This is a genomic window from Sphingobacterium sp. UBA1897, assembly GCF_002337775.1.
GTDB lineage: Bacteria > Bacteroidota > Bacteroidia > Sphingobacteriales > Sphingobacteriaceae > Sphingobacterium > Sphingobacterium siyangense.
Genome location: NZ_DDGR01000026.1, coordinates 34586 through 48161, shown reverse-complemented (window position 1 = coordinate 48161; position 13576 = coordinate 34586). Strand labels below are relative to the sequence as shown.

11 protein-coding genes and 4 tRNA genes are annotated in these 13576 nt (G+C 39.9%); 13 read left to right on the top strand and 2 right to left on the bottom strand.

Features of this window, described 5'->3' with window-relative positions; all coding sequences use genetic code 11:
- From B4N43_RS17015 to B4N43_RS17000, 4 genes are all read left to right on the top strand, one after another.
- Positions 1–1053, top strand: a complete 1053-nt coding sequence (locus tag B4N43_RS17015; RefSeq protein ID WP_075990971.1) for a TerC family protein — start codon at positions 1–3, stop codon at positions 1051–1053.
- A 269-nt stretch (positions 1054–1322) separates the two neighbouring features.
- On the top strand, positions 1323–2510 hold the full coding sequence (locus tag B4N43_RS17010) for an aminopeptidase C (RefSeq protein WP_286735729.1): 1188 nt from the start codon (positions 1323–1325) through the stop codon (positions 2508–2510).
- A 111-nt stretch (positions 2511–2621) separates the two neighbouring features.
- Positions 2622–3860 carry a thioredoxin family protein gene (locus B4N43_RS17005; protein ID WP_088160162.1) on the top strand — a complete coding sequence of 413 codons (1239 nt, stop codon included), beginning with the start codon at positions 2622–2624 and terminating at the stop codon, positions 3858–3860.
- Between the two features lie 53 nt (positions 3861–3913).
- The gene (locus B4N43_RS17000) at positions 3914–5152 is read left to right on the top strand and encodes a thioredoxin family protein (RefSeq protein ID WP_120333596.1); all 1239 of its coding nucleotides are present in this window, start codon (positions 3914–3916) and stop codon (positions 5150–5152) included.
- A gap of 130 nt (positions 5153–5282) precedes the next feature.
- Here the strand turns inward: B4N43_RS17000 and B4N43_RS16995 are convergent, their stop codons facing one another.
- Positions 5283–7406, bottom strand: coding sequence for a prolyl oligopeptidase family serine peptidase (locus B4N43_RS16995; protein ID WP_286735728.1), 2124 nt, complete (start codon positions 7404–7406; stop codon positions 5283–5285).
- A 238-nt stretch (positions 7407–7644) separates the two neighbouring features.
- Here B4N43_RS16995 and B4N43_RS16990 point away from each other — a divergent pair, with 238 nt between their 5' ends.
- The 9 genes from B4N43_RS16990 to B4N43_RS16950 all read left to right on the top strand — a co-directional run bounded on the left by B4N43_RS16990 (position 7645) and on the right by B4N43_RS16950 (position 13258).
- Positions 7645–9813, top strand: coding sequence for a M1 family aminopeptidase (locus B4N43_RS16990; protein WP_286735727.1), 2169 nt, complete (start codon positions 7645–7647; stop codon positions 9811–9813).
- 59 nt (positions 9814–9872) lie between these two features.
- The gene (locus B4N43_RS16985) at positions 9873–10628 is read left to right on the top strand and encodes a UDP-2,3-diacylglucosamine diphosphatase (RefSeq protein ID WP_286735726.1); all 756 of its coding nucleotides are present in this window, start codon (positions 9873–9875) and stop codon (positions 10626–10628) included.
- A complete protein-coding gene (locus B4N43_RS16980; RefSeq protein WP_088160157.1) occupies positions 10610–11200 on the top strand; it encodes a Crp/Fnr family transcriptional regulator in 591 nt (196 codons plus the stop codon). The genes B4N43_RS16985 and B4N43_RS16980 overlap by 19 nt, the downstream gene beginning before the upstream one ends.
- 66 nt (positions 11201–11266) lie before the next feature.
- On the top strand, positions 11267–11596 hold the full coding sequence (locus tag B4N43_RS16975) for a DMT family transporter (RefSeq protein WP_075990964.1): 330 nt from the start codon (positions 11267–11269) through the stop codon (positions 11594–11596).
- 98 nt (positions 11597–11694) lie between these two features.
- Complete coding sequence (gene prfA, locus B4N43_RS16970; RefSeq protein ID WP_088160156.1) at positions 11695–12768, top strand: peptide chain release factor 1; 1074 nt, start codon at positions 11695–11697, stop codon at positions 12766–12768.
- A 73-nt stretch (positions 12769–12841) separates the two neighbouring features.
- Positions 12842–12915, top strand: a tRNA-Asp gene (locus B4N43_RS16965).
- Between the two features lie 59 nt (positions 12916–12974).
- Positions 12975–13051: transfer RNA gene (locus B4N43_RS16960), tRNA-Asp, on the top strand.
- 31 nt (positions 13052–13082) lie between these two features.
- Positions 13083–13156: transfer RNA gene (locus B4N43_RS16955), tRNA-Asp, on the top strand.
- A 25-nt stretch (positions 13157–13181) separates the two neighbouring features.
- Positions 13182–13258: transfer RNA gene (locus B4N43_RS16950), tRNA-Asp, on the top strand.
- Between the two features lie 63 nt (positions 13259–13321).
- Here the strand turns inward: B4N43_RS16950 and B4N43_RS16945 are convergent.
- Positions 13322–13543, bottom strand: coding sequence for a (4Fe-4S)-binding protein (locus B4N43_RS16945; RefSeq protein ID WP_075990963.1), 222 nt, complete (start codon positions 13541–13543; stop codon positions 13322–13324).
- Positions 13544–13576 lie beyond the last annotated feature (33 nt).

The window sequence follows — 13576 nt, the reverse complement described above, 5'->3', positions numbered from 1 at the left end:
ATGAGTCACGAATTAATGTTTTTTGGCGGATTCCTCATCTTTATTGCACTTATGCTAGCAATAGATCTAGGCTTATTCTCCAAAGGCGACAAACCTGTTAGCCTAAAGATGGCTAGCATCATGAGCGCCATCTGGGTCTTATTCTCATTGGGTTTCTATTGGCTTCTTCGTCACTATGGATTTGAACTACACAACATCCATGACTTAGACCACCTTCAGGAAATCATTACCAAACACCACCACGATATTAAAATCATTCCGGGTGATTTAGCGGCGAGTCTCGAGCTCTACAACAAAAATCTTGGGCTGGAATATCTCACCGGTTATGTTGTGGAATATGCCTTATCCGTAGATAATATCTTTGTGATGGTATTATTATTCACTTCTTTTGGTATTCCGGAGCGCTATTACCATAAAGTTTTGGTATGGGGGATTTTGGGCGCAATCATTATGCGTTTCTTATTTATTTTCCTTGGCGCTACCCTGATTGCTAAATTCGGCTGGATTCTATATGTTTTTGGCGCTTTTCTGGTCTTTACAGGTGTAAAAATGTTTATCAACCGCAACCAGGAAGAAGAAGTAGATCCACAGAACCACCCAGTTGTTAAATTCGCTTCCCGATACTTTAAGGTAACACCAAAATTAGATGGCGGGCACTTCTTCCATGTAGAGAACGGAGTGAAATATATGACGCCACTATTTCTTGTATTACTGGTCATAGAATTTACGGATTTGATTTTTGCTGTGGATTCTATCCCTGCAATTTTCTCAGTTACCAAAGATGCCTATGTTGTATTTTTCTCCAATATTTTTGCCATACTTGGATTGCGGTCTATGTTTTTCCTTTTGGTCAATATTATCCACAAGTTCCAATACCTCAAAGTCGGTTTAGCATTTTTGCTGGTCTTCATTGGTTTAAAGATGCTGCTGCATCACTGGTTGGCCGAAGTAGGTTTTACAACAACACATTCATTGATTGTTATTGTCAGCATACTTGCATTGAGTATCATTGCTTCGCTGCTTTTTCCAAAAAAGCCTTCACCGGCTGATTAAGTGATTATTGACAAGCTACCGGTGGTCATCGTTCGACAAAAAACACCGGTAATCAGCGCTAAATTATAAACGATACAAAACACCATGGTCAGAAAGAAATTTCTGACCATTTCTATTTGATGTTAACATTTCTTATATATCCTATTCTCCAACAAAAGATTAGCAAAAAAATAGTAGATTTTTAAGAACAATTATTTTACAGAGGAATTTACCTTACTAAATTTAATTTATTTAATTTAGCACCACACTAAATTAACAAAATACTAACAATGAATTGGAATAAAACGATTGTACTAGCTGCTTCACTTTTCGTAGCTTCGTTCCAAGTACAAGCACAGGACAATTTGATCAATGCACTAAAAGCAAATCAAAATGACAATAGCAAATCTGGATTTACATTTACTGAAGTTATCAATCTAGGTAACACATCCATCAAAAACCAAGGTTCATCAGGTACTTGTTGGTCTTATTCAGGTAATTCTTTCCTGGAGTCAGAGATGATCCGTATGGGTAAAAAACCAGTTGAGATCTCCCAAATTTATACTGCGCGCAATACGTACTTAGACAAAGCTCGTACTTATGTACGCCTTCATGGTGGATTATCATTGGGTGAAGGTGGTCAATTCCATGATGTTTTGAACTCATTCCGTAAATACGGTACAATGCCGCAATCTGCTTACACAGGTCTTCACTACGGCACTACACGTAACAACTTTGGTGAAATGACAAATATGTTGGATGCGATGTTAGGAGCAGTAGTAAAAGGCAAAACATTAACGCCAAACTGGGAGAAAGCATATACCGCAGCGATGGATTCTTATCTTGGAGAAGTACCTGAGAAATTTGATTACAACGGTAAATCTTATACACCACGCACTTTTGCAGATCAGGTAATCGGTATCAATCCGGATGATTACGTTGGTATTGCTTCGGTAACTGACCATCCATACTATAGCCAATTCGTATTGTTGATTCCTGACAACTGGTCATTCGACCGTTTCTATAATGTTAAGATGAACGATTTAACGGACATCATTGACAATGCGTTACAAAAGGGCTATACTGTAGCTTGGGCAACTGACGTATCAGAAAAAGGCTTTTCTTGGAAAAACGGTGTAGCTTATGTGCCAGAAAAACCTTTCGAGGAAATGACAGATCAGGAAAAGTCAACGATGTTCGTTGGTCCTAAACCAGAGTTAAAAGTAACAGCGGAAGAAAGACAAAAAGCTTTCGACAACTGGCAAACTACAGATGACCACGGCATGCATATCGTAGGTCTTGTAAAAGATCAAAACGGAAAAGAGTATTACATCGTTAAAAACTCTTGGGGCACAACAAATGACTATCATGGTTATTTGTATGCGTCAAAAGAATTTGTACGTTATAAAACAACTTCTTTGATGTTACATAAAGACGGTCTAACAAAAGATTTAAAATCGAAGATAAATATCAAATAAGCGATTTATCAGTCCACGAAAACACCTCTGAAATTAATACTTCAGAGGTGTTTTTGTTTTCAGATTAATTTAATAACTTAAACATAATTATGAATCTTTTGTTGAGTGAGTATGAGAAGTATAATCGCATTATGCCTTACAATTTTATTCGGGAATTTGGCTCAGGCCCAGACCAAGGGGGTGAAATTTGTAGAAGGGTTGAGTTGGAAACAAATAAAGGAGCGGGCACAAGCTGAGAACAAGTTTATCTTCGTAGAGCTATTTGCAACCTGGTGTGGCCCATGCCAATATATGAGCAATGAGATCTTTCCCTTAGAGCAGGTGGGGCAGCCAATTAATCAGAACTTCATTAGTGTTAGGGTACAAATGGATTCCACAGAGTCCGACAATGCCAATGTCAAAAAATGGTATGCCGATGCGCGTGCTATTTCCAATGAATACAATATTCAATCCTTTCCCACATTTCTTATCTTTAATCCCAGTGGGCAAGCGGTACACCGGATTGTCGGTGCAAGTGACGCTCCCGAATTTGTCGGTCATGTGATGGATGGACTCTATCCCGAAACACAGTATTACACGCTGTTAAAAAAATTCGAGAAAAGACCTCAAGATATTTACACAGCCAAGCAGATGCTGAAAGCAGCAAATATCGCTTACGATGAAAATACAGCACGAAAGGCAGAAAATACCTTAGCAAATTCATTGGGCACGGATGAACTATTCAAAAAAGAAAATGTCCATATTTTATTGGCGGCTGCCAAATTCACCAATTCAAAAGCTTTCAATCTTATTCGCAACAATAAAGAGAAAATTGATATTCTATTAGAGTCACCAGGTATTGCCAACCGTACTCTGGCAAATGTTGTCGTCAACGAATTATTTCAGATTAAAATAGATGCCAAACATGAACCCAACTGGGATAGTTATCAAAATGAACTTGCTGCAAAATATCCAGACATCGATTTCGTTCCGATGTTCAAGAAGATAAAAGCACACTACTACCTTCAGGTGAAGAATTATGTAGCCATGAAGAATACGATCAATGATTACCTTTCGTCAGAAGATTTTACTCCACATCAATTAAATACCTTTGCCTGGACTATTTTTAACAATAGTAGCGATGCTGCATGTATTGAATCCGCGTTAAGCTGGAGCAAGAAATCCATCATTGAAGATCCAAGCAGTGCATTCTTGGATACCTATGCAAACCTACTCTATAAGAAAGGAGAAAAAGAAAAAGCCATAAAGTGGCAAAACAAAGCTATTGAAATGGCCAGTGAGGACGATCGTCCTATCTATCAAGAAACACTGGACAAAATGATGAAAGGAATAAAAACTTGGGAGAACTAACCTTATCCCAACTAATGCGAACGATTAAATTAAAAATCTAAAATACCAACATTATGAAAAAATTGATTTTAATGCTATTTCTAATCCCTACCCTACTGTTTGCGCAAAGCGAGGGGGTCAAATTTGAGCATGGGCTCAACTGGAGTCAGATTAAAGAAAAAGCGGCTAAAGAAAACAAATTCATTTTTGTAGACTGTTTTACAACCTGGTGTGGTCCTTGTAAATATATGTCGAGTACTATCTTCCCACAAGCTAAAGTAGGTGATTTCTTCAATGCAAAGTTTATCAATGCAAAAATTCAGATGGATAAAACCAAGAATGATAATGAAGATGTAAAATCATGGTACGAAGAGGCCGACCGTTTTGCCAAAGATTATAAAGTTAGGGCATACCCAACTTTTCTGATCTTTGATTCAAAAGGTACCCTTGTTCATCGTATCGTTGGTGGCGGTGAAGCGGACGATTTTATAGCGAAAGCACAAAAATCACTTGATCCAAATACACAATATGAAACGCTATTAGCAAAATTTAATGCCGACCCAACTAATGTAAACATTGCCAAAAGTATGGCTATGGCAGCCAAAGAAGCTTATGATCAAGAGACACAGGCAAAAGCGGAAGGAGTCGTATTAGCGTCCTTGACTACAGATCAAATCTTTACAAAGGAGAATATCAGTTTACTACTTTCGGCGGCAAATGTTGTCGATTCTAAGGCTTTTAATTTAATCAAAGATAACCCTGCTAAATTTGACGCCGTCAGTGAAAAAGTAAAAGCAAATGACTTCTTGTCCCAGCTGTTGGTTAGTAACGCCGTAAATACCAAAATCCGGGCAAAGGAAACGGTTGATTTCGCAAGCATAGAAAAAGAATTGGCGCAAAAATATCCAACTGTCAATACAGAAAAAGCAAGTCTCGAAATGCAACCACGTTATTACGGTTATACCAAAAATTACCCGGGCTTAAGAGATAGCTTCAATAAATATATTGCAAAATATGGTTCGACCATCACAGCAGCGGAATTGAACAACATGGCTTGGTCTATTTTTGAAAACTGCAATGATCCTGCCTGTTTAAAAGCAGCAGCGGAATGGAGTAAATTGTCCAATGAGAAAGAAAAGGATGCGCCGATGTATCTAGACACTTTTGCAAACATATTGTATCGCCTTGGAGAAAAAGAAAAAGCAATTAAAACGCAAGAAAAAGCAATTTCACTTATAACAGATGCTACCCAAAAAGAAGAATATGTAGCGACCTTACAAAAAATGAAAAAAGGTGAAAAGACTTGGCAATAAGAAGATATTCTAATCGTCGATGAATAAAAAAGCCGCGGTCAATAACTTGATCGCGGCTTTTTTATTCATTGCTCTACAAACAGTGCTTTGAACCAACAGATAATGCTTTGAGCACTGGAAAACTGTCTACTTACTTTAACTCTTTAATACCCATATTCCAGAGCGCGAAAGCATATTTATCAACTGTACTATTGATCAGAACTTCTGTTGACCGTCCAGCACCGTGGCCAGCTTTTGTCTCAATACGAATCAATACTGGGTTATCACACGCTTGCTTTGCCTGCAGTTCGGAAGCAAACTTGTAGGAGTGCGCCGGTACCACCCGATCATCATGATCTCCGGTAAAGACCATCGTCGCAGGGTAACAAACCCCAGATTTCACATTATGCACCGGAGAATATGCTTTCAGATAATCAAACATTTCTTTGCTATCACTGACCGTACCATAATCATAGGACCAACCTGCACCAGCTGTGAAGGTATGATAACGCAACATGTCCAAAACACCAACCTCAGGCAGTGCGACCTTGGCTACTTTGGGATCTATTGTCATTGTTGCTCCAACGAGCAAGCCACCATTTGAGCCCCCCGATAAAGCAGTATACTCGGGTGATGTATAACCATTCTCCTGAAGATAATGTGCCGCGGCAATAAAATCGTTAAACACATTCAATTTGTTGAATTGTCTACCGCCATCATGCCATTTCTGACCATATTCACCCCCTCCGCGCAAATTCGGAACAGCATAAACACCACCATTGGCCAACCAAACTGCAACGGAAGTACTAAAGGCAGGTGTCAAGCTGATATTAAAGCCGCCATAACCATACACAATCGTCGGGTTTTTCCCATTCAAGATAATCCCCTTTTTGTACGTAATAATCATCGGAACCTTAGTACCATCTTTGGATGTGTAGAAAACCTGTTTCGATTCATACTGATCGGAATCAAATTTCACCTTAGGTTTGATATAAAGTGTAGACTGACCAGAATTTACGTCAAACTTATAACTTGAAGAAGGTGTAATGTAATTTGAAAAACCAAAATAGATTTCTTTTTCCTTTTTCTTACCCGAAAAACCACTCGCCGTACCCACACCAGGCAATTCTATTTGCCGAATCTTTTTACCCGTATAATCGTATTGAATCACAACCGAAACGGCATCTTTCAAATAGTTTGCAAAAAGATAGCCCCCACCTGTACTGATCGAAAGTACATTTTCAGTCTCTGGAATAACATCTTTCCAGTTCTCCTTTGCAGGATTCTTCAAATCAACTTTTACCAAACGGTTGTTGGCAGCCTTGTAGTTCGTCTCCAATAAGAAACTATCCCCAATATTGTCAACGACACCTGTATTTGCGTCAAAATGATCTTGTAAGCAGACAATCTTGCCGTTCGGCTGATTGAGATCCTGATAATAAAGTTCATTTCCTGTTGTCGTATTTGCAGCAGAAATAATTAAGTAACGTTGATCGTCTGTTAATGAAGCCCCTACATAACGTCGCGGTGTTGCCGGGCCGCCAAAAATCAATTTATCTGTAGCTTGCGATGTCTTCAGTTTATGGTAGTATAATTTATGTTGGTCTGTTTTTTCAGAAAGTTCAGATCCCTTTGGTTTATCGTAACTCGAGTAATAAAAACCATCATTTCCTTTCCATGCAATACCAGAGAATTTGACATCCACTAGCGTTTCACCTACAGGCGACTTATCCTTGGCATTCAATACAATGACTTTCCGCCAGTCTGATCCTCCTTCAGAAATAGAATAGGCGACTAAGCTGCCATCCTTTGAAAACGAAACATCGGCCAATGAAGTTGATCCATCTTTCGAGAATGTATTTGGATCTAAGAAAACTTCTTCTCCTCCCGTCTCCCCTAGTTTACGATAAAGCACAGCATGTTGCTGTAAGCCGTTATTCTTAAAAAAATAAGTATATCCACCTTCCTTAAACGGAGTCCCTATTTTTTCATAGTTCCATATTTCGGTTAATTGATCTTTTAATTTTGTACGGAATGGAATTGCATTCAAATAGTCAAAAGTCACTTTATTCTCTGCCTGTACCCAGTTTTTTGTCTCAGCTGAACGATCATCCTCCAACCAGCGGTAAGGATCTGCAACCTTTTCACCCCAAAATTCATCCACGACGGTTCCTTTATTTGTCTTCGGATATGTTAACTGTTGTCCATAACCGGTCGTCGCCGTACCTGCCATACCTATCATCATTAGAATAAGGCCAAAATTTTTGTTTATCATAAAAAATCGTCTACTTGTTTCAACCAACCTAAGTTTTATTCACTTAGCACCTGAAAATTCAATTTGAGTTGAATATAAATAAATTTATCGATCTCTTATCTTAAAATATACGATACACCTGCATTTTTTAACGCACAACAACCTATCCAGCAACATTATACACATATTTCTTTGCGGTATATTTTCATAGCAACCGAAATTTCTTTAGATTTATTTAAATCTTGAAAATATCACAACAATGTTTAAAAAAGTCATATATCTCTCTTTGTCAATTTCCATTCTTCAAATTGGAATAAGCGAAGCACAACAACTTCCCATAGATCAACAATATCGAGCCACTCCTACGAAGATCAACAATCTTGTCCACACCAAGCTGGATGTTCGTTTTGACTATACCAATCAATTCCTCAATGGAAAAGAGTGGATCACGTTACAACCCCATTTCTACCCAACGGACTCTCTTCGCCTCGATGCAAAGGGCATGGATATCAAACAGGTTTCTTTGGTCAATGGCTCACAATTGATTCCCTTAAAATATACCTATGATGATCATTCGATACTGATTAAGCTGGACCGTAATTACCTTGCCAAGGAACAATATACAGTATACCTCGATTACACAGCAAAACCCAACTTATTAAAAGTTCAGGGCAGCGCAGCGATTAACGATGCTAAGGGACTATATTTTATCAACCCTGATGAGCGCGCGCCGAACAAACCTCGTCAAATATGGACACAAGGTGAGACTGAAGCATCATCAGCCTGGTTCCCGACGATTGATCGCCCCAACCAAAAGACTACAGCAGAAATCTCCATGACTGTTCTTGACAATTATGTAAGTTTATCGAACGGTGCATTGAGCAATCAACAGAAGAATAGTGATGGTACACGTACAGATACCTGGAAAATGGATTTACCACATGCCCCATATCTATTTATGATGGCCGTTGGTGATTTTAAAATCTATCAGGACAAATACAACAATATCCCCGTTGACTACTACCTTGAACCTAAATATGCGCCCTATGCCAAAGATATCTTCGGTAAGACACCAGCGATGATGGACTTCTACAGCAAGACTTTGGGTGTTCCTTACCCTTGGAATAAATATGCGCAGATTGTCTGTCGCGATTATGTCTCAGGCGCCATGGAAAATACAAGTGCAACATTACATGGCGAACATGTACAAAAGACAAAACGCGAATTGTTGGACGATAATCAGGAAGGAACGATTGCGCATGAGCTATTTCACCAGTGGTTTGGTGATTTGGTCACAGCAGAATCCTGGTCCAATTTGACCATGAATGAATCTTTCGCCACTTTCGGCGAGGTTATCTGGCGTGAACACGACGGCGGTAAAGATCGTGGAGATAAATCTAGATTTGAAAAACTCCAGTCCTATCTCAAATCGACTAAAAATGGGAAAAGCCCGACTTTAGCCCGTTATCATTATCATGATAAAGAAGATATGTTTGATAATATCAGCTATGCGAAAGGCTCATTGATTCTCTATGCACTAAAAGAGCAAATGGGTGATGAAGCGTTCTATCAATCGTTGAAAAAATACTTGACAGACAATTCTTTTAAAACCGGTGAACCGCAACAGCTCCGTCTAGCGATGGAAGAAGTGACCGGCAAAGACTGGGCTCCGTACTTCAATCAATGGTATTACCAAGGCGGGCATCCAATTTTGAAGATCACAACAAGAAACGGAGAGAACAGTGTCATACTGAATGTAGCCCAAATTCAAGATTCTACAGTACAGACTTTCCAGCTTCCCTTGGCCGTCGATATCTACACCAAAAATGGGAAGATCAGACAGACATTTCAACTCAACAGGCGGAATGCCCAATTTATGATCCCGCTACCTGCTGCTGTTGAATTTATTGATATTGATCCCGAAAAAACACTCGTGGGTCAAATTCAAATCGATAAATCAGATGCCGACTATTTATATCAATATGAGCACGCCCCTACATTTGCCAACCGCGTCGGTGCGATTGCTTATGCCTCAAAAAATCCAACAAATACCATCAGCCAGCAAATCTTAACAAAAGCATTGGCGGATACCGATGCGGATCTTGCCGCAACAGCGATTCAAGGTCTCGATCTAAGCAATCCCGCGGTCCGCAAGTCAGCCGAAAAAACCATCTTGGCACTTGCAGAGAAGTCCGAAGCCTCTGTTATCCGTGCCTCTGCGATTCAAAAGCTTGCACAGACAAAAGATAAAAAATACAAAAATCTAATTCTGAATGCTGTAGCTGACAAATCCTATATGGTTATTGCAAGTTCAATCATGGCAATAAAAAGTGCTTATCCAGATCAACTTCAGCAGTCTTTGAAGCGCATTGATCCCGATGCTACGGAATATCTAAAAGCGCTGATCACCGAATTATCTAAATCATAGCAAAATATATTGTGGAGGCGAATTTTGTATTCGCCTCCATTTTTTTTAGTTTTGGCCACATGTCAACAAGAACAAAAATTTATTTTGCCTCCGACTTTCATCTTGGATCTTACCCCTTGGAACGTTCACGGGAAAGGGAGCTGCAAATTATACAGTGGCTGGACCAGATCAAAACAGATGCTGCACAGCTCTGTCTTGTTGGTGATATTTTTGATTTCTGGTTTGAATATGCGACTGTTGTCCCAAAAGGCTATATCCGCTTTTTGGGTAAATTAGCCGAAATTGCAGATCTCGGCATTCCCATTACTTTATTTAAAGGCAACCACGATATGTGGATGTTTGATTACCTCAAAAAGGAATTAAATGTACGCATCATCGACAATGAGCTGGAGTTACATCTCAACGGAAAACATTTTTACATTCACCACGGCGATGGTTTAGGTTCGGGAGATTACAAATACAAGATACTCAAGAAAGTATTTCGGAGCCGTCTCTGTCAATGGCTATTTGCACGGTTGCACCCAAATCTCGGAATCGGAATCGCGACACGTTGGTCCAAACATAGCAGGCTTTCGAATAATGAGGACGAAAAGTTTCTGGGCGAAGACAAAGAATGGCTGATCGGTTATGCAAAGGAACTGGAGTCAACCCAACATCACGACTACTATATCTTTGGCCATAGACATCTTCCCTATGATGTTGAGCTGAACGCCAATAGTCGTATTCTAAATTTAGGGGAATGGATCAATTACCATACCTATGCAGTTTGGGATGGTGAAACTTTACGTTTGGAAAAATGGGCGAGCAAATCCTAATTTCTTTATCCGATTGCCTGAACGGTTATCACTTTTTAACGCCTGAAAGTGCTGCAAAATTGGAGCAGGTCAGTAAGAAAATTACGGCGAAAAGAAATAGCCTGTTGATCGAACAGGACAAAATTCAAAAAGACATCTATTTTCTGGCTTCAGGATTAGCCCGCGTTTACTACGAGACGGCCAACCGCCAGATTACCCTGGATTTTGTTTCACCCGGCGGAACACTCATATCCATGAATAGTTATGTCCATGATACCCCAGGTTATGAAAACATAGACCTTTTGGAGGATAGTGTTGTTTATCAGATAGACCAAAAGCAACTTTTTGACCTCTACGAAAGTGATATTGCCATTGCAAACTGGGGAAGAAAGATGGCTGAACTTGAATTCATCAAGGCCGAACAACGAACCATGTCCAAGCTCTTTAATACTGCCCAAGAGCGCTATGCCGAGTTACTTCAAAAATACCCCCAATATATCCAGCGGATCAAACTTGGTTACATCGCCTCCTATCTCGGCGTCAGTCAAGTTACCTTAAGTCGGATTCGCGCAACTATTCACACAAATTTTTAACATTTGTAAAAATTATTATCGGCCAAAAGCTGGAACTTTGTACCAAAATAAAAAATAGAAAACGATATGAACTGGATATTTTTAATATTGGGCGGATTATGTGAAATTGGTTTCACCACGTGTTTGGGTAAAGCCAAGGATGCAACCGGGAATGGGCAATGGTTCTGGTATGGTGCCTTTGTTGTATTCCTATTTGCAAGTATGGGCTTATTGATCAAAGCCACACAGACACTTCCCTTGGGCACCGCTTATGCTGTTTGGACCGGAATAGGTGCGGTAGGTACTGTTTTAATGGGGATCTTCTTCTTTAAGGAGCCAGCAGATTTCTGGCGCATATTCTTTATTTTCACGCTGATTGCTTCCATCGTAGGACTAAAAGCAGTTTCCTCTCATTAATAGCAGGCTAGGTTGTTTAAAAGCAACAAAATTTCCTTACTTTTGTACACTCAATAGTAATCTAGGTCATACATTCCTAGAAGAAGCATTTTTGATATATGTTAGACAAATTACAAGCGATAAAAGAAAGATGGGAAGAAGTGGAAGCTGAATTGAGCAACCCTGATACCATGCAAGATATGAAACGTTTTGCCAAATTGAATAAAGAGTACAAAGATTTGGGCAAAATTGTGGACCAATACCATATTTACAAAAATATGGTGAGTAATATTGATACCAATAAGGACATCATCATGAACGAGAAGGATCAAGAACTTCGTGAGATGGCCAAAGAGGAATTGGATCTTTTATACGTAGCAAAAGAAGAAAAAGAAGAAGAAATTCGCCTAATGCTTATTCCGAAGGATCCTGAAGATGCGAAAAATGCCATTATCGAAATTCGTGGTGGATCAGGTGGTGATGAAGCAGCCTTATTTGCGGGTGACCTTTACCGCATGTACACACGTTATTTCGAAACCAAAGGCTGGCGCAACGAAGTAATGGACGTTACCGAAGGAACCTCTGGCGGTTACAAGGAGGTGATTTTAAAAGTTATCGGTGAAGACGTTTACGGACAATTGAAATACGAATCAGGAGTACATCGTGTACAACGCGTTCCGGATACCGAAACTCAAGGCCGTGTACATACCTCTGCAGCTTCAGTAGCTGTGTTACCAGAAGCTGAGGAAGTCGATGTTGAAGTGAATCCTGGTGATATAGAATTACAGACATCCCGTTCGGGTGGTGCTGGTGGACAGAACGTCAACAAGGTCGAAACAAAGGTACAGTTGACACATAAACCGACAGGTATCGTTGTTGTTTGTCAGGTAGAACGTTCCCAATTAGCCAACCGTGAGTTAGCGATGGAGATGTTGCGGAACAAACTTTATGAGCTCGAGTTGAACAAAAAGAACGGCGACATCGCTGCAAAAAGAAAAACTTTGGTTTCTACAGGAGACCGTTCGGCAAAAATTCGCACATATAACTACCCTCAAGGTCGCGTAACGGAGCACCGTATTGGAATGACGATGTACAACTTACCGGCAATTATGGACGGTGATATTCAAGGAATTATCGATGCATTGCAGTTTGCTGAGAATGCAGAGAAGATGAAAGATGGCCAAGTAGATTAGTTTTTTTTCAAAAAATCTTTGCAGATACGTAAACAAACGCTATATTTGCACACCTTCTGAGGAGAAGGGTTGAGGTCTGGTAGTTCAGCTGGTTAGAATACATGCCTGTCACGCATGGGGTCGCGGGTTCGAGTCCCGTCCAGACCGCTTCAAAAGAGAGAGAAATCTCATACGTTCTTTAACAAAATAAGTTTTTAAGATTTTTAGGTCTGGTAGTTCAGCTGGTTAGAATACATGCCTGTCACGCATGGGGTCGCGGGTTCGAGTCCCGTCCAGACCGCCAAAAATTATTAAAAACAATCCTTAAGATTTTAGGTCTGGTAGTTCAGCTGGTTAGAATACATGCCTGTCACGCATGGGGTCGCGGGTTCGAGTCCCGTCCAGACCGCTAAAATTTTAAAAACACAATTGTTGGTCTGGTAGTTCAGCTGGTTAGAATACATGCCTGTCACGCATGGGGTCGCGGGTTCGAGTCCCGTCCAGACCGCCAACAAAAAAAGCATCATTTAATTATAAATGATGCTTTTTTTTTGCCTTAACAATACAACAGCTATTATTTTTTTATTTCGTACTGAAGAGCTCCCGAAGGACAGTGCTTGATCTGTTCAATCAATTCGGCCGTACTCGCATTTTGGGCCGTAACCCAGGGCTTATCTTTCGGATGATACACATTCGGCAGACTCTTTACACAAACTGCAGCATGTACACAGCGTTCCGGTATCCAAAGGACGGTTATCTCTCCATTTGGATGTGGATATCTAACTATTTTTTCCATAATTCCATCTCTCTTTAACAATTCATATTTTAA